20 protein-coding genes are annotated in these 22,665 nt (G+C 67.2%); 9 read left to right on the top strand and 11 right to left on the bottom strand.

Annotation, left to right across the window (positions count from 1 at the left end; genetic code table 11):
- The first annotated feature begins 49 nt into the window (after positions 1 to 49).
- Positions 50 to 613: a dihydrofolate reductase family protein gene (locus tag BOSE125_RS06580; protein WP_159551080.1), complete on the top strand. Its 564-nt coding sequence runs from the start codon at positions 50 to 52 to the stop codon at positions 611 to 613.
- Positions 614 to 761: 148 nt separating this feature from the next.
- On the opposite strand, the gene BOSE125_RS06575 is transcribed toward BOSE125_RS06580, so the two are convergent.
- Together BOSE125_RS06575 and BOSE125_RS06570 are read right to left on the bottom strand one after the other, a co-directional pair.
- Positions 762 to 1,532 (bottom strand): MerR family transcriptional regulator, encoded by a 771-nt coding sequence (locus tag BOSE125_RS06575; protein ID WP_159551078.1) that lies wholly within the window; start codon positions 1,530 to 1,532, stop codon positions 762 to 764.
- Positions 1,519 to 2,793 (bottom strand): MFS transporter, encoded by a 1,275-nt coding sequence (locus BOSE125_RS06570; protein WP_159551076.1) that lies wholly within the window; start codon positions 2,791 to 2,793, stop codon positions 1,519 to 1,521. The genes BOSE125_RS06575 and BOSE125_RS06570 overlap by 14 nt, the downstream gene beginning before the upstream one ends.
- A 325-nt stretch (positions 2,794 to 3,118) precedes the next feature.
- Here BOSE125_RS06570 and BOSE125_RS06565 point away from each other — a divergent pair, with 325 nt between their 5' ends.
- The 4 genes from BOSE125_RS06565 (at position 3,119) to BOSE125_RS06550 (ending at position 7,999) form a co-directional block, all read left to right on the top strand.
- Positions 3,119 to 4,573 carry an alanine racemase gene (locus BOSE125_RS06565; protein WP_159551074.1) on the top strand — a complete coding sequence of 485 codons (1,455 nt, stop codon included), beginning with the start codon at positions 3,119 to 3,121 and terminating at the stop codon, positions 4,571 to 4,573.
- Positions 4,574 to 4,662: 89 nt separating this feature from the next.
- On the top strand, positions 4,663 to 5,328 hold the full coding sequence (locus BOSE125_RS06560; RefSeq protein ID WP_159551072.1) for a TetR/AcrR family transcriptional regulator: 666 nt from the start codon (positions 4,663 to 4,665) through the stop codon (positions 5,326 to 5,328).
- The gene (locus tag BOSE125_RS06555) at positions 5,325 to 6,332 is read left to right on the top strand and encodes an ABC transporter ATP-binding protein (RefSeq protein ID WP_159551070.1); all 1,008 of its coding nucleotides are present in this window, start codon (positions 5,325 to 5,327) and stop codon (positions 6,330 to 6,332) included. The genes BOSE125_RS06560 and BOSE125_RS06555 overlap by 4 nt, the downstream gene beginning before the upstream one ends.
- On the top strand, positions 6,329 to 7,999 hold the full coding sequence (locus BOSE125_RS06550) for an ABC transporter permease (protein ID WP_236557851.1): 1,671 nt from the start codon (positions 6,329 to 6,331) through the stop codon (positions 7,997 to 7,999). The genes BOSE125_RS06555 and BOSE125_RS06550 overlap by 4 nt, the downstream gene beginning before the upstream one ends.
- A gap of 39 nt (positions 8,000 to 8,038) precedes the next feature.
- Here BOSE125_RS06550 and BOSE125_RS17940 read toward each other — a convergent pair whose 3' ends face one another.
- The 5 genes from BOSE125_RS17940 to BOSE125_RS06525 form a co-directional block, all read right to left on the bottom strand.
- Positions 8,039 to 8,953 (bottom strand): PKD domain-containing protein, encoded by a 915-nt coding sequence (locus BOSE125_RS17940; protein ID WP_236557850.1) that lies wholly within the window; start codon positions 8,951 to 8,953, stop codon positions 8,039 to 8,041.
- Positions 8,954 to 9,054: 101 nt separating this feature from the next.
- Positions 9,055 to 9,786 (bottom strand): DUF6318 family protein, encoded by a 732-nt coding sequence (locus tag BOSE125_RS06540; RefSeq protein ID WP_159551068.1) that lies wholly within the window; start codon positions 9,784 to 9,786, stop codon positions 9,055 to 9,057.
- Between the two features lie 322 nt (positions 9,787 to 10,108).
- On the bottom strand, positions 10,109 to 12,520 hold the full coding sequence (locus BOSE125_RS06535; RefSeq protein WP_159551066.1) for an excinuclease ABC subunit UvrA: 2,412 nt from the start codon (positions 12,518 to 12,520) through the stop codon (positions 10,109 to 10,111).
- 87 nt (positions 12,521 to 12,607) lie between these two features.
- On the bottom strand, positions 12,608 to 13,018 hold the full coding sequence (locus BOSE125_RS06530) for a VOC family protein (protein WP_159551064.1): 411 nt from the start codon (positions 13,016 to 13,018) through the stop codon (positions 12,608 to 12,610).
- A 4-nt stretch (positions 13,019 to 13,022) separates the two neighbouring features.
- Positions 13,023 to 13,481: a helix-turn-helix transcriptional regulator gene (locus tag BOSE125_RS06525; protein WP_371300755.1), complete on the bottom strand. Its 459-nt coding sequence runs from the start codon at positions 13,479 to 13,481 to the stop codon at positions 13,023 to 13,025.
- 259 nt (positions 13,482 to 13,740) lie between these two features.
- On the opposite strand from BOSE125_RS06525, the gene BOSE125_RS06520 reads away from it, so the two are divergent.
- Positions 13,741 to 14,388, top strand: coding sequence for a maleylpyruvate isomerase N-terminal domain-containing protein (locus BOSE125_RS06520; protein WP_159551062.1), 648 nt, complete (start codon positions 13,741 to 13,743; stop codon positions 14,386 to 14,388).
- A 30-nt stretch (positions 14,389 to 14,418) separates the two neighbouring features.
- Here the strand turns inward: BOSE125_RS06520 and BOSE125_RS06515 are convergent, their stop codons facing one another.
- From BOSE125_RS06515 to BOSE125_RS06505, 3 genes are read right to left on the bottom strand one after another with little or no spacing between them, the layout of a single operon-like run.
- Positions 14,419 to 15,009: a CG0192-related protein gene (locus BOSE125_RS06515; RefSeq protein WP_159551061.1), complete on the bottom strand. Its 591-nt coding sequence runs from the start codon at positions 15,007 to 15,009 to the stop codon at positions 14,419 to 14,421.
- Between the two features lie 41 nt (positions 15,010 to 15,050).
- Entirely contained in the window at positions 15,051 to 17,276 is a 2,226-nt protein-coding gene (locus BOSE125_RS06510) for an NADPH-dependent 2,4-dienoyl-CoA reductase (RefSeq protein WP_159551059.1), read from the bottom strand.
- 9 nt (positions 17,277 to 17,285) lie between these two features.
- Positions 17,286 to 19,460 (bottom strand): S9 family peptidase, encoded by a 2,175-nt coding sequence (locus BOSE125_RS06505; RefSeq protein ID WP_159551058.1) that lies wholly within the window; start codon positions 19,458 to 19,460, stop codon positions 17,286 to 17,288.
- Positions 19,461 to 19,533: 73 nt separating this feature from the next.
- On the opposite strand from BOSE125_RS06505, the gene BOSE125_RS06500 reads away from it, so the two are divergent.
- The 3 genes from BOSE125_RS06500 (at position 19,534) to BOSE125_RS06490 (ending at position 21,833) form a co-directional block, all read left to right on the top strand.
- Positions 19,534 to 20,028: an NfeD family protein gene (locus BOSE125_RS06500; protein WP_159551057.1), complete on the top strand. Its 495-nt coding sequence runs from the start codon at positions 19,534 to 19,536 to the stop codon at positions 20,026 to 20,028.
- Between the two features lie 83 nt (positions 20,029 to 20,111).
- Complete coding sequence (locus BOSE125_RS06495) at positions 20,112 to 21,356, top strand: SPFH domain-containing protein (protein ID WP_236557848.1); 1,245 nt, start codon at positions 20,112 to 20,114, stop codon at positions 21,354 to 21,356.
- Positions 21,357 to 21,488: 132 nt separating this feature from the next.
- Positions 21,489 to 21,833 (top strand): RNA polymerase-binding protein RbpA, encoded by a 345-nt coding sequence (locus tag BOSE125_RS06490; RefSeq protein WP_159551056.1) that lies wholly within the window; start codon positions 21,489 to 21,491, stop codon positions 21,831 to 21,833.
- Between the two features lie 73 nt (positions 21,834 to 21,906).
- On the opposite strand, the gene BOSE125_RS06485 is transcribed toward BOSE125_RS06490, so the two are convergent.
- Positions 21,907 to 22,638: a polyprenol monophosphomannose synthase gene (locus BOSE125_RS06485; RefSeq protein WP_159551055.1), complete on the bottom strand. Its 732-nt coding sequence runs from the start codon at positions 22,636 to 22,638 to the stop codon at positions 21,907 to 21,909.
- Between the last annotated feature and the right edge of the window lie 27 nt (positions 22,639 to 22,665).

Below are 22,665 nucleotides of genomic sequence, written 5' to 3'. Positions count from 1 at the left end.
CGCAATGCTGGACTGTACGCCGGATACCGACTCACGGGACACTGACGCCATGCGGAAACTGACCTGGGGGATGAACGTGAGTCTGGACGGCTACATTGCCGCGCCCGGCGACGATCTCGGTTGGAGCGTGCCGAGCGACGAGCTGTTCCAGTGGTGGTCCGACCGGGTGGGTGTGACGGGACTGGCGCTGTACGGGCGCAAGCTGTGGGAGGCGATGAGTTCCCACTGGCCGACCGCCGACCAGCAGCCTGGGGCCACACCGGCGCACATCGAGTTCGCCCGCCGCTGGCGGGACATGCCGAAGGTGGTGTTCTCCTCGACGACCCGCACGGTCGACTGGAACGCCCGCCTGGTCGCCGGCGACGCTGTCACCGAGATCACCCGGCTCAAGACCGAGGAGGGTGGCCCGATGGACATCGGCGGCGCAGCCCTCGCCGCGGCGGCCATGCGGGCCGGGCTGATCGACGAGTACGCGATCGTCACGCACCCGGTCCTGGTGGGGGGCGGCACGCCGTTCTTCACGGCCCTGGACCACTGGGTGAACCTGAGCCTGGTGGAGACCCGGACGTTTCCCGATGGTGTGCTCCTGACCAGGTACGAGACCCGGAGTTGACGACCGACCGACATTGTCGCCTTGCTCGCTACGGCGCCAGGGGACGTACGACATTCGTGTCCCGCAACACCGATCCGACCGAATCGAGGAAGAAGTACCAGCTCGAGGCAGCGATGGCCGCTCGTAGCTTCACCGGCGGAAGGGATGCTCAAATCTGCGAGGGCGTATCGAGGCGTTCGCCGATCCTGGCCAGCGCGTGCTGCTGCATCGGCGTGAGCGTCGTCTCAGAATACTCGGCGAGGAGGCTGGTGGCGTTCGTCAGATCGAGAGCGAAATCCTCCTCAGCGAGGGAACGCAGCACCGGATCGAGTGACGTGACGAAATCTTCGACGAACCCGTCGAGCTGGGACTCGCTCGTGTGCTGATCCAAATGATAGAACCGGGACGCGACGTCTGTCAGAGTCGGCAGGACTTCCGGGGCACTCAGTCGCTCCAGGAAGCCAACGAGCTGCGGCAAGCCCGACTCTCCCACCAGATGCGCCAGCAGCACTGTCTGGTCGCGGTCGATCCGTTCCACCTCTCTTGATGGTGCGATGCCGGACATTGCGCGGAGGAACCGGCCGAGTTCGGGCGGTATGTCGAGGGCGCCGGACTCGCCGCGCAGCCTCCGGATCACCGCACGCTGCGCCGCGATGCGTACCTCCTGCGACATCAGCTCCGCTTCGAGACGATCCAGCAGTGCATTCGCCTCCAACGAACCGCCGGCGACGGGCTCATCGAGCAGCCTCGGCGTCTCCTCGAGAGGCACACCCACCGCGACGAGCCGGCGGATCCGCAGCACTCGGATGAGGTCATGGACGCCGTAGCGACGGTACCCGTTCGCAGCCCTCTCCGGCTCCGGCAGGATGCCGATCTGGTGGTAGTGCCGCAGGGTGCGCACTGTCACCCCGGCGAGCGACGCCAACTCAGCGCTCTGCACCTGCGTTCACCGCCTCCGCCTTCGGACCGACGGGGGAGGACCCGCCGCTTTCCATCTCTGATCGCTCGAGTCTACGGAGTGACCGTGTGGCGAGGGCATACACGAACGCGACGACCCACACGCCGAGTAGCGTCAGCCCAGCCACTTGCAGGCCCGCGAACTCCGTGACCACGCCCACGAGCATGATGCCCAACGACGGCGCCAGGGTCATCATCGCGTTCTGCGTCCCCATAATGCGGCCACGCATTGCCTCCGGGATCCGCTCAACCTGGAGCACGCCGGTGAGCGCGCTGAACAATCCGCTCGCGAGACCAATGATGAACGCACCCACGAGCACGACCCACACCGACCCGAGTGTCGCAATCGTCGCGATGCCTACCGTCGTGCCCACAAGTCCCGTGACGAACCAGACGCGCCGCCGCCCGCGCGTGCCAAAGATCGCGTACGCACCGCTGCCCAGCAGGGTTCCGGCCGCAAGTGCGCTGAGCACGAAGCCCAACAGGGCCGGCTGTCCCTCAGCGGTGAAGAACACGGGCAGCACGAGTCCCTGCATTGCCGCGATCACCAGAGCCGAGGCCATGCTCAACAGGGTGATCGCGATGAGGAACGGCGTCCGGAACAGTACACTCCAACCGTCGCGCAGCTGCGACCATGCCGTGCGCGACGATGTCGGCGACGCGTCGCCGGAGTACGAGCCTACGGCTCGCGGCAGGAGCATCGTGGTGAGCGCTGCCGCGAGCGATGTCGCGGCCGTGATCCACAGCACCGTGGAGCCGTCGAACATCACCATGAGCATGCCAGCTGCTGCGGGCCCCAACAATATGGCCACTGCACCGAGGCTCTCGCGCAGTCCGAGGAGACGCTCGGCACTGACCCGGCTGTGCCGCAGGATCGAGGGAATCAGCGCCTCACGTGCCGTCATGCCCGGGACGTCGCCCAACGAGCCGACGATGCCGAGGATCACGAACCAGCCCAGGGTCAAACCACTGATCATGTCGACGAGCGGTAGCGCCGCGATCGACGCGGCCGAAATGAGGTCGGCGACCACCGACGCCGTACGACGGTTGATGCGGTCGATCAAGACGCCGGCAAGGATGCCGGCGAGAACCGCCGGGATTGCCGTCGCCGCGGCCACCGTCCCCGCGCCGAGGGCGCTGCCGGTGGTCTGCAACACGATGAGTGGCAAAGCGATCGCAGCGATCGAGTTACCCAGCAAGGAGAGGACGTAGGACGTGAGATACGCGATGGGTACGAGAGACATACGGATAGTCCAAACCGTGACGTTGCGTCGGGGTCAAGCGCAGCAGATGGGAGGTCATCGCCTCACGGCAGGAGAGTGTTGCGGAGCTTTAAGTTGACATAATGTAGATTATCGGCGTTTGATCCGGGTGGGTGAAGGCAGGCGGCCGTGGCCTACGGACAGGTTCGTCGTCGCCTACGTGGCATTCGGGTGGACGGTACTCGTTAGTCCGCCCACGGCTCCGGATAGCGTCCAATCGTGGACACCATCGTGCATCCCACGAGAGTTCTCTCGACGTTGGGTCCGAAACGCACCATCGCATCAACACGGAGGGAAAAAGATTCTCATGGGTCGACAGAACAAGGTGGGCACGCAGTCCGGCCGGACGTGGAAGCTGGTGACCCCGGTCCTGGGGCTCTCGGCGCTGGCCTTGGCCGGATGTGTGCAGGCCGGCAACACGAATCTGCAGGCGGAAGCCGTGGGTCGCCCGACCGGCTCCGTCGCCCTGACCCCTTCGCACGGCGGGGTGCAGGGTGGCAACCTCGTCCTCGTGGACACCGGCGTCTCCCCCGATGGACCCGTCACGGCAGCCTTCGGCGACGCGGCCGCCGTCGAGTGCGCCTTCGACGAGGCCTCGTTCCGGCACGCCTGCCTCGCCCCGGAACACGACGTGCCGGGGACGGTAGATGTAGCCCTCAGTGCCGACGGGAACCGCATCGCGGAGACGGCGTCCTATACCTACACGACGAACGGCACGCAGGACATGCCGATCCTGACGGTGGAAACGCAGACCGTGCGCAAGCATGCCGAGGAGATCCGCGCCGGCTTCCCTGAGGATGTCCAGCTGGGCGCCGTTCTGAAGAACGGCGAACCGGTGGACGTGTTCGGCAAGGTCATCAACGAGGCCGCCCAGCCCGACTACTTCTTCGTCCCAAAGCTGGACGACGCCATCGCTCTCCGGGAAGCCGGCATCGAGTCGAAGATTGCCATCCTGTATGTCTCTCAGATCGAAGACATCCCGTTGATGCTGCACTACGACATCGAGGTCGCAGCCACGGATCCGGCCTGGGTCGCGGCGGCGGAAGAGATCGTGGCGGGAACGGGTGGCACGCTGCGGGTCCACCTCTGGGTCGACACCGGGATGGGCCGGGAGGGTGTCACCCCCGACCAGGCGCTTCCGCTGGCCCGTGCGGTGGAGGAGGCCAAGCACCTGGAACTCACCGGAATCGCCACCCACTTCTCCAGCGTCACGGAACACGATGCAGCCGCCATCCAGGTTGGCGACACCACCAACACCACCGTGGCCCAGAAGACCCGTTTTGACGGTGCCGTAGCGCAGATCAGGGACGCGGGATTGGGGCAGGATGCCCTCATCCATGCCGGCGCGAGCGACGTGCTGCTGAACGAACTCGATCCGTTGTACTACGACCTCTTGCGGATCGGCGGGATGTTCTTCGGTGGCAGCGCCGAGAACCGCGTCTACTCATGGACCATGGAACTCCAGCAGGTCAAGACCCTCCCTGCGGGCTGGTGCATCGATTACGGCTGCACCGAGCCCACCCGCGCCCCGAAGAAAGTCGGGGTGATCACCCATGTCCCGGCCAGGGAGACCCAGGTGGTCTTCAGTGTCGGCGGCCAGGAGGTTCCGGTCCTGCTCAACCATCGCAACGTGATCACGCTGGACTTGTCCAATGTCCCAGACGCGGTCGTCGGCGATGAGGTCGTCATCGACTTCAATCCGGACTCCTTCTACATGCTCGATGCCAGCCTGCCCCTTCCGGTGACTACCTCGGGTGGATGAATGATTTATTGACCAGGCGACGGGCTCCTTCTCCCCCGGTCACTCTCAACCCTTGACGCCGTTTTGAACAGACGTTTAGTGTATTGAACATGCGTTCAGGATCCGATGATCAGACCACCAAGGCCCGGATCCGGGACGCTGCCATCCTGCGGTTCGCCCAGGACGGTCTGGAAGCCCCACTGCGCTCCATCGCCTCTGACGCCGGCGTCAGCGCGGGGCTGATCATGCACCACTTCGGTTCCCGCGCCGGGCTGCGCAGCGCCTGTGACGATTATGTTCAGGCCTCGATCCGGGTCAACAAGGCCGAACTGATGCTGCCCGCCGGCGCACCCGCGGCGATGTTGGCCCAATTGGCCCAGATTGAGGGCTATGCCCCTCTCGTCGGCTACATCCTGCGCTGCTTGCAAAGCGGTGGTGAACTCACGAGTCGGCTTGTCGAAGGAATGGTGGCAGACACGGTCGACTACCTCAGGGAGGGCGTGCGCGCGGGCACCGTCTCCCCCAGCCGGGACGAAACTGCCAGGGCACGCCTCCTCACCGACTTCGCACTCGGATCCCTGCTGCTGAACCTTCCCGCAGGGAAGGACCCCCTGAACCTGACCGAGTTGCCGGCCTGGTTTGCCGCGTACGTGGACCGTATCCTCCAGCCCACCCTGGAGATCTTCACCGAACCGCTCCTCACGGATTCCACCCTGTTGGATGCCTACCTTGAGGGACAGGGCTCTGCCCAGAGCACCGAAAGGACCACATCATGACCTCCCAACCAGCCACGCCGGCGATCGCCGTCGACGCAAAGGGCCTGGTCAAGACCTTCGGCACCACCCGTGCCCTCGACGGCTTCGATCTGGACGTGCCCACCGGCCAGGTCACGGGTTTCCTCGGACCGAACGGTGCCGGTAAGTCGACCGCGATCCGCATTCTGCTGGGCCTGCTCCGAGCCGATTCGGGCACGGTCCGAGTCCTGGGTCAGGATGCCTGGGCGGACCAGGTCGCCATCCACCGTCGGCTCGCCTATGTTCCCGGCGACGCAAGTTTGTGGCCCAACCTGACCGGTGGTGAGGCCATCGACGTGCTGGCCCGTCTGGGTGGTCAGGAACACCGCCGGGAGGGCAAGCGCGCGAACAGCGTCCGCCGCGAGCAACTGCTCGAACGCTTCGAGTTGGATCCGACCAAGAAGGCCCGCACGTACTCCAAGGGCAATCGTCAGAAGGTGGCCCTCGTGGCCGCCCTCGCCTCGGATGCAGATCTGTTCGTCTTCGACGAGCCCACGTCCGGTCTGGACCCCCTGATGGAGGCCATCTTCCAGGCCGAGGTTCGCGCCCTCCGGGACGAAGGCAGGACCGTGCTGCTGTCCAGCCACATCCTGGCTGAGGTGGAGAAGCTCTGTGACACGGTCACGATCATCCGTGCGGGAAAGGCTGTGGAAAGCGGCACCTTGGACGACCTGCGTCACCTGACCAGGTCCACGGTGAATGCCACCCTCGACGCCGGCCCGCCCGCTACCGCAGGACCGTCCGGGATGCATGGGCTGGATGGGCTTGAGGGCGTCCACGACCTGGCCGTCGATCACGGGCGCGTCCGCTTCGACGTCGACCATCACCACCTGACCCGGGTGCTCGGCGTACTGGCCGATACCGGGGTGCAGAACCTGACGATCGCGCCGCCGTCCCTGGAGGATCTCTTCCTGCGTCACTACGGCGATGGCGACGAGGACCGAGACCGCCAACCTGAGCAGGGCCAGCGGGAGGGATCGCGATGACGGCGCTCGGCCGGCGTCGTCCTCTGGGGGCTGGCCCGGCCCATGCGGCGCCGAAGGCCGGTTCCCCGTTCACCGGGACCGGCGCGTTGCTGAGGCTCAACCTCCGACTCGACCGGGTCCGTATCCTCCTCTGGACGGTCGCGGTGGGGCTGGGCGTCTACGGATCGGTGTACTCGCTGGACCAGGCCTTCACCACCGAAGAGGCCATCCAGGCGCGCGGTGCCCTGCTGACCAACCCGGCCACCATCATGATGACCGGGCCGGCCTTCGCTACGGACGACTACACCTTCGGTGCCATGGTGGCCAACGAGCTCAGCCTCTACGTGTTCCTCACTGCCGCCATCATGGGCATCCTCCTGGCAGTCCGCCACACCCGCGCGGAGGAGGAATCCGGACGTTTGGAGATGATCCGAGCCCTTCCAGTCGGCCGTTTTGCTCCGGCCACTGCGGCAGTCGGGACCGTGGCGCTGGCCTGCTTCCTCGTCGGTGCGGCCACCACTCTTGGGCTGGTCTCCGTCGGCCATGAGGACCTGGGACTGGACAGTTCGCTGGCCCTTGGATCCGGCACCGCCCTGACCGGATTGGTCTTCGCTGCCCTGGCCACTGTGGCCGCCCAGCTGACCGAGCACGCCCGCAGCGCCACCGGCATGGCCATGGCGGGAGTTGCCGTGGCCTACCTGCTCCGAGGCGTGGGTGACGTGATCGAGAACACCGGTTCCTGGCTGTCCTGGTTCTCCCCCTTCGCCTGGGCCCAACAGACTCGTCTCTTCGTGGACCTGCGTTGGTGGCCGCTGGCCGTGTCCCTTGCCGTGATCGTTGTCCTGTTTGCGCTGGCCATCATCTTGTCCCACCGGCGTGATCTCGGTGCCGGACTGCGTCCGGCACGCCGCGGACCGGCGACGGCGGCCGGCAGCTTGCACTCCATCGCCGGCCTGGCCGGGCGACTCCAGCGAGGCTCGGCCCTGGCATGGGGCGTCGGCGTGTTCTTCTTTGCCATCGCGATGGGGGCCCTGGCCAATTCGCTCGACGACATGCTGGAAGAGAACCCGGCTCTCGCCGAGTGGATCGCCGTGGAAGGTACGGACCTGACCGCAGAGTTCGCAGCGGTCATCCTGTCCTTCGTGATGATCGCCCCGCTGATCCTGGGGGTCTCCGGCATCCTGGCCCTGCAGGGTGAGGAGTCTACCGGTAGATCGGAACTGCTGCTCGTCTCCGGCCGCACGCGTTCCGGCTATCTGGCGGGGTGGTCCGTCACGGTGATTATCGAGGTCGCCCTCCTCACCCTGCTCGGAGGCGTCGGCGTCGGCGTGGGGGTCTGGGCGGGCACCGGGGACGCGCACTGGGTCGGGGAGATGGCCCTCGCCGCCGCGGCTTACCTGCCGGCATTGCTGGTGGCCACCTCACTGGCCCTGGCCCTGTTCGGATTCCAGCCCCGGTGGACCTTGCTCGCCTGGTTGTTCGTCGTATGGATCGCCCTGGCCCTGTTCCTCGGCGACCTGCTTCAGCTGCCGGACTGGGCCCTGGACCTCTCCCCCTTCACACACACGCCGGCCCTACCCGGACAGGACGCCGAGGCGGCACCGTTGCTGGCGATGACGGCCATCGCCGTGGCACTCACGGCGGTGGGATTCTGGGGCTACCGCCGCCGAGACCTCCAATCCCGATAACGTGGCTGTCCCTCCGGTGACTTCTGCGCCAGCGCCAGATTATCCGTCGACGAAGGGGTTGCCGCAGGCCCAACCTTCGGGGTTTTCGTGGCAGTCGTCGGCGACGTTCTTGGACTGGGACCGCCAGATGTCCGCGGTGACCGGTGCACTCGGGACCTCGGCAGTGCCCGGGATCGCGATCCACGGCCCATCATTGACGGAAAACTGCCCCCGGTAGGACGTGGTCAGCCCCACTGCGTATTGGCCGGTGTCCTCGTAGACATGGCTGGTGGTGGTCTCCTGGTTGAACTCCACCTGCGGCCCACCCGGGTACGGATTCGACAACTGCTCCGAGCCGTCCCCGTAGTCCCAGGTCCACTGCACCGGAACCGCCTGAATCGCCACCTGCTGACCCAACATCGTGGTGTTCAACGTCTGGTCCTCCTCAGTCGCGAAGAAATTCGTATTCCCCCGAATCAAACCAAAGCCACCGGAGTCAGACTCGATCTCCGACGGGGCAATATCCAAGGCCCGGAAATCAGCCAACGTCACCACCGGCATCGGCGGAGTATCCGAAGTCCCGGAAGCGGGATCTAATATCACCGGCTCGGCCGGATCCGAACAAAACGGTGAGCCGACACGCTCGATAGCGGCAAGATCATTCGCCGGGTACTGTGCCTGAATCACCCATTGGCTGCCTTCGTCACCACAGACGATCGAGGCAGTCTCAAAACAATCGAGTTGTCCGGTACCGTCCAAGGAAAAGCAATAAGGTTGCGTAATGGAAATGATGCGCTCCGGGTCCAATGGTTCTTGGCTTCCGGACGATTGATCTACTAGAGAACTAGTACGTTCGCCTCGCTGCGACTCATCCCCTGTATTCGGGTCTGATTCCCCGGTGGTTTCCGACGTGACCGTGACATCAATAGTGTTCTCTCCCGTATTTGCATTGATGTCGTTCCAGTTCTTGGTCACAGAGACTGATACGCCTAACGACGGACCAGCCCCGAGTGTCAGTGTGAAAATAAAGAAAGCAACCAAGACAGCAAATAGTGGAACCCGAGATCTATCCATCGTCAGGAACCTTCGACTGACAATTCGTCGATCAGCCAGGCGTCGAATTCCTCGACAAACGTCGCGGATCCAGTCCAGGCGATGTCCTTAGATCCAGTCGAGCTGGCGCCTTCGACGCGTGTTCCATCTGGCTGGAAAACTTCGCCGGGCTCCTCTGATGCGAAAAAGATGAAGGTGCCTCCAACATCGTCAACGCTAGCTACGCGGACATCGATGTCGGCAGCATCCACCATTGCCCAGCCTCCCTCCTCATACACCCACGTCCAGTCCTCAATGAGGTCCTGGCATGCGATGCAGTCATCATTGGACACTTCGCCCATAGGGCTGGAGTCGCCAGTGGCCTTGAGAAAGTGTTCGGTTTCCCACCAGTACTCGACCGCAGCCTCAAGCCCCTCCTCCGTTGGCTCTTTCACCGCTTCCGGCTTTTCCGGGACCGGCACGTTTTTCGCCGGCGAGGTCTCTGTGGCTGGCTCATATGAACCAAAATCGGTTGCGCTTGGAGATGCGCTGTCCGGGGCGGAGCCGCTTGGCGACCCAGAACTGGTCGAGACCTCTGTAGCGCTCGGAGATCCCGACGGAGATCCGCCGTCTCCCCCATCCCCGGAACACGCGGTCAATATCAGCCCCAGTGCGGCCACACCTGCCACCGCAGAACCGCGCCATGAGCGTACCTTCAGCCAAGGCTTCGACGCGCACTCTGCCAGTCGGACAGGACGATTCACCGGATCGGTCATGCAGACCCCTCCCTCAGGGCCACAGGGCCACCGACCACGAACCCGGAAACCAACTCATTCCCAGACGAGGCAGTACGCCGTCCCCACGGCTCGCCAACACTCATCAGCACTCATCAACACAGCAGCCCAGCCAGATCCCGCCTGCCAGGCCCCCGACCAGTCTAAACAAACCCCCATGAACCACGTCACAGATATCCACAACACCAGCACGCCGACGGATGACGCCGCATACCCCGGCGCAACTCGGACACTCCTCCGGTACGCAATGGCCGGTCAGGAGTGCAACGGCGGTACTGGTAGTCGGCAGCCGACCCCCTGACGGTTATGACCCGACGTACTCGGCCAGGTGCCGTCCCGTCAGGGTCTCCCCCGCGGTCCCGGCCCCGGCCACCAAGTCTGCCGGCGTGCCCTCGAAGACGATCCGGCCGCCGTCGTGCCCGGCACCCGGACCAAGGTCGACGATCCAGTCGGCATGGGCCATCACCGCCTGGTGATGCTCGATCACGATCACGGTCTTGCCCGAGTCCACGAGACGGTCCAGCAGGCCCAGGAGGTTCTCGACGTCGGCCAGGTGCAGGCCGGTGGTCGGCTCGTCGAGGATGTAGACCTCGCCTTTCTCCCCCATCTCGTTCGCCAGCTTGAGCCGCTGCCGCTCGCCACCGGACAGTGTGGTGAGGGGCTGTCCCAGCTTCAGGTACCCGAGCCCGACGTCGGCCAGGCGCACCAGGATCTTGTGGGCTGCGGGAAGGCGGGCCTCGCCTTCTCCAAAGAACTCCTCGGCCTGGGCCACGGACATGCCGAGGACCTCGGCGATGTTCTGGCCGCCGCCGGGCCCGAAGCGGTACTCCAGGACTGCGGCCTGGTAACGCTGTCCGTCACAGTCCTGGCAGGTGGAGGCCACCGTGGACATGAAGCCCAGTTCGGTGTAGATCACGCCCGCGCCCTTGCAGGTGGGGCAGGCACCCTCGGAGTTGGCGCTGAACAGGGCGGGCTTGACCCCGTTGGCCTTGGCGAAGGCCTTGCGGATCGGCTCCAGCAGGCCGGTGTAGGTGGCCGGGTTGGAACGTCGGGAGCCCTTGATGGCGGACTGGTCCACCACCACAACGCCCTCACGTCCGGCCACCGAACCGTGGATCAGCGAGCTCTTGCCGGAGCCGGCCACCCCGGTGACGGCAACCAGCACGCCTGTGGGCAGGTCGACGTCGACGTCCTGCAGGTTGTTGGCGTCCGCCCCTCGAACCTCGACGTGACCGGTGGCCGCCCGCACCGACTCCTTGAGGCGGGCACGGTCGTCCAGGTGCCGTCCGGTGAGGGTGTCCGAGGCGCGCAGGCCGTCCAGGTCGCCCTGGAAGGTGATTTGACCGCCGTCGGTCCCGGCGCGCGGGCCGAGGTCCACCACATGGTCGGCGATCCGGATGGTCTCCGGCTTGTGCTCGACCACCAGGACGGTGTTGCCCTTGTCCCGCAACTCGAGCAGCAGCTGGTTCATCTTCTCGATGTCGTGCGGGTGCAGACCGATCGTGGGCTCGTCGAAGACGTAGGTGACATCGGTCAGCGAGGAGCCCAGGTGGCGGATCATCTTGGTGCGCTGAGCCTCGCCCCCGGACAGCGTGCCGGCGGGGCGGTCGAGACTGAGGTAGCCCAGGCCGATGTCCACGAAGGACTCCAGGGTCTCGGAGAGGTTCCTCAACAGGGGCGCAGCCTCGGGCAACTCCAGCTCCCCCACCCAGGCAGCGAGATCCGAGATCTGCATCGCGCACACCTCGGCGATGTTCTTGCCGTTGATCTTCGAGGATCGGGCCTCCGGGGCCAGCCGGGTGCCCTCGCAGTCGGGGCAGGTGGTGAAGGTGACGGCCTGGTCCACGAAGCGGCGGATGTGCGGCTGCATGGCGTCCCGGTCCTTGACCAGCATCGATTTCTGGATCTGCGGGATCAGGCCGAGGTAGGTCAGGTTGATGCCCTCGACCTTGATCTTGGTGGCCTCACGGTAGAGCAGGTCGTGCATCTGCTTCTTGGTGAACTTCTTGATCGGTTTGTCCATGTCGAAGTAGCCAGAGCCCTCGAAGATCCGCCCGTACCAGCCGTCCATGGAGTAACCGGGGATGGTCAGGGCGCCTTCGCGGAGCGACTTGTCCTCGTCGAAGAGAGCAGTCAGGTCGAAGTCAGTGACCGAGCCGCGGCCTTCGCAGCGCGGGCACATGCCGCCGAGCATGTTGAAGCTGGCCTTCTCCGCGATGGTCTTGCCGCCGCGCTCCACCGTGATGGCCCCGGAAGCCGAGACCGAGGGCACATTGAACGAGAAGGCGTTGGGCGGACCCACGTACGGCTGGCCTACACGGCTGAACAGGACGCGCAGGATCGCGTTGACGTCTGTGGCGGTCCCCAGGGTGGACCGCGGGTTGGCGCCCATCCGCTCCTGGTCCACGATGATCGCGGTGGTCAGACCCTCGAGGACGTCCACCTCGGGGCGGTCCATGGACGGCATGAACCCCTGCACGAACGCCGAGTAGGTCTCGTTGATGAGCCGCTGCGATTCGGCCGCGATGGTGCCGAAGACGAGTGAGCTCTTTCCTGACCCGGACACCCCGGTGAATACGGTCAGCCGTCGCTTGGGCAAATCGACGCTGATGTCCTTCAGGTTATTCTGCCGGGCCCCGACCACGCGGATCGTGTCATGCGCATCGGCCACGTGGCCTGGTGCAGCTTCGGTGGACTGGCCGGTGGATGTGCTCATGCGGGCTCCGATGCGGGATGTCTGGGCGGACGGGAACGTGGTGCCGGGACGAGGCGCCCGCCACTGTGGGACTGTGGTGTGGTGGGTTCAGCTGGACTGCTGGACGCGAACCATATTCCCGGATGGATCACGGAAGGCGCAATCACGCAGGCCGTATGGCTGTTCGATGGGCTCCTGGACCACGTCCGCTCCGCCGGCTTGGACGCGTTCGAAGAAGCCGTCCAGATCGTCGGTGGCGAGGTTGATGCCGGCGTAGGTGCCCTTCGCCATCATCTCGGTGATGGCCTGCCGCTCAGCCTCGCTGAGTCCCGGATCCACCGCCGGCGGGGTGAGCACGATGGCCGTATCCGGTTGGTCGGCCGGACCGACCGTGATCCACCGCATGGTGCCCTCACCGACGTCGAGGCGCACCTCGAATCCGAGCAGGTCACGGTAGAAGGCCAGGGAGGCCTCCGGGTCAGTGTGGGGCAGGAAGCTGGAGTGAATGGTGATGGTCATGGGTTCAGCGTAGGACGTGGCCGGCGACGGGCGCTTCTTGATTCCTGACCGGATGGTCCCCGGGATTCTCCACGGGATTCCCCGGAGGCTTCCGCAGCGGCCGGGTGGCGTGCCGCACCACGCACGTGGGCAGCCCGTCCGGGTCGCGGGATGCCCGGTCACGGTACTCGCTCGGTGGCATGCCCACCAGCTCGGAGAACCGGGTACTGAACGTCCCCAAGGAGGAGCTGCCCACCTCGAAGCAGACCTCCGTGACGCTCAAGCCTCCACGGCGCAGCAGGGACATCGCCCGCTCGATCCGCCGAGTCATCAGATAGGAGTAGGGCGATTCGCCGTAGGCCCTCTTGAACAGCCGGCTCAGGTGTCCTGCGGACATGGCCTCACCGCGGGCCAAGGCCTCCACGTCGAGCGGCTCGCGGTACTCCCGGTCGATCCGATCGCGCACCCTCCGGAGGCGCACCAAGTCCTCCACCGGGATCCGGCGGCTGGCGGAGCCTGAGGTACTCGGCGCCGCAGCGGGCGCGGCACTGGGCGCGGGGCGGGGGGGGTCACCGTCACCATTCTGTCAGGTGATTGCCCCCCAGCGTCCCGGTGGTCATCACGCACGTATCCGGGTGTCTCCCGGCCGATCCAGCGCGATCCCCGGATTTCCGCAGGACGAGTCTGAAGGTCCCGTGCCCTGCTCTGGTGACATACGGGGCGTCGATGCCACACTGTGGGCCATGGCGACCACCCCGCAACACGACGGCCCAGACCGTGAGGCGATCGAGCACTACCGTGCGGCCTCGACGGCCTTTCTGGAAGCCTGTCGCGGCGTCACCGACTGGGAGGCGCCCGGTCTGGGCGTGTGGACGGTTCGGTCCCTGGCTGGCCACACCAATCGCTCCCACACCAATGTGACCCGCTACGTCGCGGCCGGACCGGAGCCCGGTGCAGTCCGGGTGGACGGGCCCGTTGGATACTTCGCCGCGTTCTGGGCGCCCCAGCCGGGACGGAACGTCAGTGATGACGAAGAGGTCGCCGAGCGTGGCCGGAACGCAGGCGAGGCCCTCGGCGAGGAGCCGCTGTCCGTCATCGAACGGGATCGCGCAGAGGTGCTGGCCGTCCTGGAATCCACGGCACTGGACGTTGAACTGCGCACGCCGGCGGGCACCATGACCCTGGCTGGCTACCTGGCCACGCGGATCTTCGAGCTGGCGGTGCACACCGTGGACGTGGCGCGCGCCACCGGGCAGACGATGCCCGCCGCGTTGGATCCCGTGGTGCCGCGAGTGGCCGCCGATCTCGCGGTCGCCCGCGGCGCGGGCGTGGTGGTCGCGGAGGCGCTGACGGGCCGCGGGCCGCTCTCGGACGGATTCACCGTCCTCTGACCGGCGCTCCTCGACCGTGCCGGCGTCGGCTCAGGCGGGCTCGTCCGTGTTGAGGCTGAAGATGATACCGCTGCCGCCGGGCCAGGTGGCCCACAGTCGGCGGGATTCGGCGAGATGCTCGGAACCGGCCGTCTCCGGGTCGGAGACCACCCGGTGGACCTGGACCCGTCCCGGCTGGTCCGCCAGAGGGCCCAGCACGGTCACGCTGACCTCATCAGCTTCGTGGCCGATGTACTGGCCGTCCTCCTCGTAGAGGTGCACCTCGGCCTGCTGCTGCAGTCCGTCGAGGGCCCGCTGGAAGCAGGCGGTGGCCACCGGGTCCGCCATGGCGTCGTAGATCCAGCGTTGTCCGAGCACGGAATGGTCCACGGTGCCGATCAGGTAGGGTTCCGCGCCCTCGAGCGGGGCTCCTCGGTAGGACATGGGCACGTGCAGAACCTGGTCGCTGCCCTGCCGGTGGACCAGATGTCCCTCGACGCCCACCTCGCCGTCCGGATCGTCATAGCGGTAGGCGCCGACCCTGACCAGCTCGCCCTCACCGGACCAGGGTTGCTGGGCCAGCCAGGACTCCAGGAGCTCCTGCTTCGAGGGCACCAGGGTTGCTTGGTAGACGGTAGCCATGGGCCCCAGTGTACGGGGAGTCCGGGAGGGGCCACAGGTCGTCAGAGCGCCGCGGCCATCCGCGTCGCCTGCTCAATGGCCCGCTTGGCGTCCAGTTCCGCGGCCACATCAGCTCCGCCGAGGAGCACGACGTCGGCCCCGGCGGCCTCCAGCGTCCCGTACAACTCGCGCTGGGAGACCTGGCCGGCGCACACGACGACATCATCCACCGCCAGAACGCGGCGGGCGCCGTCGACGTCCAGGTGGAGGCCGTCGTCGTCGATCCTGACGTAGCCGGCACCGGTGATGAAGTCGACACCGCGTGCCTTCAGGGCGGCGCGGTGGACCCAGCCCGTGGTCTTACCGAGACCCGCTCCCATCTTGGTGGTCTTGCGCTGGATGAGGTGGACGGTCCGGGCCGGTGCCTCCGGCCTGGCCTGTGCCAGGCCGCCGCGTCCGGCGAACTCTGGGTCCACGCCCCATTGCTGCTGCCAGTCCTCGAGCGGTTGGGCGCCGACCAGGGTGCCGGGCTCTGGCCCATCGCTCTGCGTCCCGCTGTCGGGGTACTCCCGGCCCTCGCGGCCCTCGCGGTGCGGCTCGGTCAGCAGTTCGGACACGTCGAAGCCGATGCCGCCGGCACCGATCACCGCCACGCGCGGTCCGCAGTGCACCCGGCCGTCCACCACATCCGGATAGGCGTGCACGTTGGGTCGGTTCGCGCCGGGGAGGTCCACGGTGCGGGGCACCACCCCGGTGGCCAGCAGGATGCGGTCGTACCCACCGTCGAGCAGCTCGGTGGCGGTGACTCGGTGGGCCAGGCGCAGATTCACGCCGGTCTCCATCAGCCGGTGCTCGTAATAGCGCAGGGTCTCGGCGAACTCCTCCTTGCCGGGGATCTGCCGGGCGAGGCGGAACTGTCCGCCGATGCTGTCCGAGGCTTCGAACAGGTCCACCTCGTGGCCCCGGGCAGCGGCCTGGGTGGAGGCGGCCAGCCCGGCCGGCCCGGCGCCGACGACGGCCACGCGCAGTGCCGTTGTCCGGGCGCGGACGGCGCCTGCGGGGGGTGAGTCACGGTGCGGTGCAGGAGCCGGATGACCCGTGGACACCGGGGTCACTGGCAGGAGGGCCCGGTCCGGCAGCGGGGGGAACGCGGGATCGGTCTCCCGCCCGGCGCGCGGGTTGACCAGGCAGGAGGCCGGCTTGTTCTGGAACGTGTGGTCCAGGCAGGCCTGGTTGCAGCCGATGCAGGAGTTGATCCGTTCCGGCGTCCCGGCATCCGCTTTCAGCACCCAGTCCGGATCGGCGAGGAACGGCCGGGCCATGGTGACGAGGTCAGCCCGGCCATCGGCGAGAATCTGCTCCGCCGTGTGAGGCATGTTGATGCGGTTCGAGGCGGCGACGGGAACCGAGACCGCCTCCCGGATGCGGGCCGTGAAGTCCGCGAACGCGGCGCGGGGCACCGACGTGACGATGGTGGGCACCCGCGCCTCATGCCAGCCGATCCCGGTGTTCAGCAGGCTCACGCCAGCCCGCTCGAGTTCCCGCGCCAGGTCCAGGGTCTCCTCGAGAGTCTGACCGTCCGGGACCAGATCCACCATGGACATCCGGAACGTGATGATGAAGTCCTCCCCGGCGGCGTCGCGGATGCGGCGGACGGTCTCCGTGGCGAAGCGGCGGCGCCCTGCTGCCGAGCCGCCCCACGCATCGGTGCGGGAGTTGGTCCGGGGTGAGAGGAACTGATTGATCAGGTATCCCTCGGAGCCCATGATCTCGACGCCGTCATAACCGGCCTGGCGGGCGTACCCGGCCGACCGGACAAAGGCCCCGACGGTACGCTCCACGGCCCGGGTGGAGAGGACCCGCGGCGAGAACGGGGTGATGGGGGACGGGGACGTCCCGGGGGCGGCCGAGAAGGGGTGGTAGGCATAACGGCCGGCGTGCAGGATCTGGAGGGCGATCCGCCCGCCCTCGGCATGCACCGCGTCGGTGATGATCCGATGGGTGGCGGCGTCCCGCCCCGAGCGCATGGTCCCTGCGAAGGGCGTCAGGCGCCCCGTGAGGTTGGGTGCGTAGCCCCCGGTGACGATCAGCCCCACTCCCCCGCGGGCCCGCTCGGCGTAGAACGCGGCGAGCTTGGCCGCGTCCGCACGCCGGTCCTCAAGGCCCAGGTGCATGGAGCCCATGATGATCCGGTTCGGCAGGGTGCCCCCGAGGACCTCGAGGGGGCGGAACAGGTGCGGGTACAGCGAGGACGGGCTGCCCGGGGAGGTCTGGGTGGAGAGGGTCACGCCCTGATACTACTCCTCAGTAACTTGTGCGGCGAGATGCCGGTCCCACCAGCGGAGAAGATGCTCGAAGCGCACCCGCCGGTGCCAGGGGGTGCCGGACCGGGACAGCTCGTGGTCCTCCCCCGGGAAGATCAGCAGTTCCGCCTCCACTCCCTGGGCCCAGAGGGCCCGGTAGTAGCGCTGCGCATGCTCGATCGGGCAGCGCAGGTCCTCCTCCGAGTGGATCACCAGGGTGGGTGTGCGGACTCGATCGACGTGGTGCAGGGGACTCTGCTGCCGCAGGCGTTCGGGATCCGAGCCCATGTACTGCTCGCTGAAGAACCAGCCGATGTCGCTGGAACCCAGCGCCGAAACGGGGTCCAGGTAGCCACGTTCCACGATGGCAGCGGTGAACCGCTGGTCATGGGCGGTGATCCAGGCGGTCATGTATCCGCCATAGGACCCGCCTTGAATGCCGATCCGGCGGGCGTCCAGCTGGCCGCTGCCCTGAGGCCCGAACTCCTCGAGCGCCCCGTCCAGGAAGGCAATGATGTCCTGGTGGTCGACCGTCCCCATGCGCCCCTGGACGGCGGCCCCGTGGGCGGCGCCGTAGCCGTCGGATCCGCGGGGATTGCACATCACCACGGCATATCCAGCGGCCACGAGCACCTGGGTCTCGTCGAACCAGGACCAGGTGTACTGGGCGTACGGTCCGCCGTGGATGTTGAGGATGACCGGGTGGGGCCCCGGACCGTCTGGCAGGAAGACCCAGCCGTGGACGGCAGGCTGGTCCGGACGGTGACCACGAGGATCACCCGGCCCGCCGTACTCGCGCTCCAGTCCGGCGGCCGGTGGGAGGTCTGCACGCCAGGCGGCGTTCGGGTCGAAGAGCTCCTGGAGGCCGCCGTCCCGGTGCTGGATGGCCACCGCGCCCGGAGAGGCCGCACTCGTGGAGGTGACGGCGAGCGTGCCGCCCGCCTCGCAGGCGCCCGTCACCTCACCCTGCCGGTCCACGACCACCTCGGGGTGGCCTTGGTGGGACACCCGTACCAGCACTGTCCTGCCGCGGCTCGCCCCCAATGCCAGCACCTGGTCCTGGCCTGAGGGCCGCAAGGGGCCGGCGAAGCCCGTGGCCGCGGGATCCGTCAACAACCGCGGTTGCAGGCTGGCCACGGGGCGGTCCCATCCGGTGATGGCCTCCCGTACGGCGCCGGCCGCCGGCAGGGCATACACGGCAGCGTTGGACGCCACGAACTCCAGACCGGACTCCCCCAGGTCCTGGCCCAGCAGATACAGCCACTCCCCGTTCCGGGAGATGCACGGGGACCCGAACCCGACGCGCACCTCGGTGCCGCCGGCCACGAGGCGCACGGGGCCGGCGTCGGGATCTGCCGAAGGCCCGGAGCCCGGCGGTCGCGGTGTTCCGGCAGCATCGCGGCGCGCCTCCACCACGGCGACGGCGGTGCGTAGGCTCTGTCCGAATCCGGCCTCCGGGGTGGTCGCGAAGAACACGTGGCGACTGTCCGCGGCATAGACGGGGTCAGTGGCGGCCCGCTCTCCCCCGGTCAGCGGACGCGCAGTGGGCAACGCCGGCGAGACGGCCTGAGAGCTTTCAGGCTCTGCCATCCGGCCCCGGGCTGCGAAGACCAGCTCGCCAGCTGCATCGGGCACCTCGATCTCGAACAGTCGGGGACGCTTGTCCGCCGTGTACCCCTCCCCGTTCAACCGGTGATCCGGGCCCGTCACCAGACGCGGATCCTCCTGCCCTGGCCCGACGCCGGCCACGGTCCCATAGCGGCCCGGTTCCGGTTCGGGAGAGGAGAACGTGATCCAGCGGGAGTCCGGAGACCATGCGAACCCCGTGACGCCTAACCGACGATCGGTGACGGTCTGGCCCTCGCCCCCGTCCAGCGGGATCAGGGCCAATTGTGGAGAGGATGACGCTGTGGAGTCAGAATCGGGCACCGGAGATCGCAGGAACGCCACGGTGGTGCCGTCCGGGGACAGCTGCGCTCCACAGTCCCGGTAGCCCTGGGTGAGGCGCCGCGCCGGGGCGGAACCGTCCGTGGGCATGACCCACAACTGGCCGGTGTAGCCGTCCGTCGTGAAGTCCGGGCGGGCCGTGCCGATCACGAGCCGGCCGCCGTCCGGGGTCAGCGTCGGCGCATCCACGGTGGTGAGGAGATCCAGTTGATCAGGTCGCATGTCCATAACCTACGTTGTCCCTCGCCCGTTGAGCAGGCAGGATGGGGGGAGAAGGCTAATCGAGGAGGCCGCAGTGATCGAATGGGTGGGTGACAACCTGTGGGTGCTGTGGCTGAGCCTCGCCGTGGTGTTCGCCGTCCTCGAGACCATGGTCCTGGATCTGGTCTTCCTCATGCTGGCCGCGGGCTCTGCCGCCGCGCTGGCCACCGCCCTCGTGGGCGGCGAGGCATGGTTGCAGATCGTGATGTTCGCCGGTGTCTCCCTGCTGATGCTCGCGGCCGTCCGGCCCACGGCGCTGAGGCAACTGAGGAAGGGCTCAGCGGACCAACTGACCAACGTGGACTCGATGCCCGGCCGCACCGTGGTGGTCCTGGAGGACACCGGATCCACCGCCGGCCTGGCGAAGATCGACGGTGAGACCTGGACGGCACGCTCGGCCACGGGCGTGACCATCCCTGCGGGCAACGAAGCGGAGATCGACGAGGTGGACGGCGCCACGCTGATCATCCACCCGAAGGCCGCCATTGACTGGGATTCCGGCGCCGCCGGACTCCCTGAAGGAACCTGACGCCGCGACCGCCGCGGCACAACGTCTGCACACCAGCAGACTCACAACGTGGTCCGAACGGGGCCGCAGGAGGGAGCATCGGCGTGGAAGTCCTCATCGTGCTCATAGTCGTCGCGGTCCTCGTGGCCATCATCCTGATCCGAGCGGTGCGCATCGTGCCCCAGGCGCGGACCGGCATCGTGGAACGCCTGGGCAAGTACCAGGCAACCAAGGGCGCCGGCCTGACGCTGATGATTCCCTTCATCGACCGCATGCGTCCCCTCATCGACATGCGTGAACAGGTGGTGTCCTTCCCGCCGCAACCGGTGATCACGGAGGACAACCTCGTGGTGTCCATCGACACCGTGGTGTATTTCCAGGTCAACGACGCCAAGGCCGCTACCTACGAGATCAACAACTACATCCATGCCGTGGAGCAGTTGACCACCACCACGTTGCGCAACGTGGTGGGCGGCATGAATCTGGAACAGGCCCTCACCAGCCGTGACTCGATCAACAACCAGCTGCGCGGGGTGCTGGATGAGGCCACCGGAAAGTGGGGCCTGCGCGTCTCCCGAGTGGAGCTCAAGGCGATCGACCCGCCCCTGTCCATCCAGGACTCCATGGAGAAGCAGATGCGGGCTGAGCGGGACCGCCGTGCCGCCATCCTGACCGCCGAGGGCACCAAGCAGGCCGAGATCCTCACCGCCGAGGGGCAGCGCCAGTCCGCCATCCTCGAGGCGGAGGGCGACGCCCAGTCCCGCATCCTGCGGGCCAACGCGGAGGCCGAGGCGATCCACGTGGTCTTCGAGGCCATCCACGAGGGCCGTCCGGACCCGGACCTGCTGGCCTACAAGTACCTGGAGACCCTGCCGAAGATCGCCGAGGGCGACGCCAACACGATGTGGGTCATCCCGGCCGAGCTCACCGATGCTCTCGGCCGCCTGGGTGACGCCTTCGGCGGCTCCGGCGCCGCCAGCGGCGTGGGGGCCTCCGATCTGTTGTCCCGGACCTCAGGGTCCGGCACCGCCGACGGCTCGGACGAGGCGGGCGACGCTGATCGCCCGGGTGAGGTGACCGCCGGTGCCCGGCGCCGGCATCGTGAACCCCGTCCGACCACGGCCGCGGAGTTGAACGAGTCGAGCCAGAGTGTGGCCAAGATCGTTGACACCCCGCTGGAGGAGGCGCTGGCACCGCCGGCCATCCTGGAGGATGAGCACTCGGAGACGGCGGAACGTGCGCTCCGGGCAAAGTCCGATCCTGCCGACCTTCCCTCCCGGCCGGCGCGGACCCCGGGGCAGGACACCGGACAGGAACCGGATCCGGGCCAGGGCGGCAACCCGGCCTGACCCTTTGGCCAATGCCCCGGCAGTGGGAACAAAACCCGCCGCCGGGGCGTTGGCCCGGAGAGTACCCCCACACCCACTAGACTGGGTGGTCGACGTTGTACCGCCCCGCCGACGGGGCCGGAAGGAGATCGAATGAGCGACCGTAGCCTGCGCGGCATGCGCCTTGGTGCCCAGTCCATGGAGTCCGAGGCCGGAGTCGAGCCCGCACCGCGCCAGCGGGTCGAGTACCGCTGTGAGGACGGGGAGAAGGTGCTCGTGACCTTCGCCACCGACGCGGATATTCCGCCGACGTGGACCTCGAAGACCGGCAAGGTGGCCTTCCTCGTCAACGGTGACAAGCCGGACGAGTCCGATGCCAAGCCCGTGCGCACCCACTGGGACATGCTGCTCGAGCGCCGCAGCATCGACGAGCTGGAGGACACCCTCAAGGGACAACTGGACAAGCTGCGCGAACGCCGCGGCGAGAAGGTCTCCTGACCCTTCCGCCACCCGCGTGAACGCAAGAACCCCCGACCGGATGGTCGGGGGTTCTTCCGTTGGTGCCGTCCAGTCAGAGGCCGAGCTTGCCCTTCAGGACGTTCCAGCGGGCCGTCAGTCCCCATTGGGTCACTGACGCGACGGCCTCGGTGACGATGTTTCCGCTCATCTTGGACTCGCCGTACTCACGCTCCACGAAGGTGATCGGCACTTCGACGATCTTCTTGCCCAGCAGAGCCGTGCGGAAGGTCATGTCCACCTGGAAACCGTAGCCCTTGGACTGTACGTCGTCCAGGTCGATGGCCCGCAGGGTGTCCGCACGGTAGGCCCGGTAGCCCGCGGTGACGTCGGTCAGGTTCAGTCCCAGCATGATCCGGGGGTACAGGGATCCGCAGATCGAGATCAGCTTGCGGTGAGCAGGCCAGTTGACCATCTTGCCCCCCGGTACCCGGCGTGAGCCGATCACCAAGTCGGCGCGGTCGATGGCCTCGATCAGGCGGGGCAGCTGCTCAGGCTGATGCGAGCCATCCGCGTCCATCTCGACCAGGACGTCGTATCCCTGGTCCAGGCCCCAGTGGAAGCCGGCGATATAGGCTCCGCCCAGGCCGTTCTTCTGGGTGCGGTGGAGCACGTGGATCTGCGGATCGGCCACGGCGGCGCGGTCGGCCCAGTCACCGGTCCCGTCCGGTGAGGCATCGTCCACCACGAGCACGTCGGATTCCGGCACGGCGACACGCAGTCGGTCGAGCGTGCGGGGCAGCGATTCGATCTCGTTGTAGGTGGGAATGATCGTCAGCAGGCGCATAGGCGAAAAAATCCTTTGGGAGTGTCC

It is taken from the genome of Citricoccus sp. K5 (assembly GCF_902506195.1).
GTDB lineage: Bacteria > Actinomycetota > Actinomycetes > Actinomycetales > Micrococcaceae > Citricoccus.
This window is presented reverse-complemented; position numbering and strand designations above follow the sequence as displayed.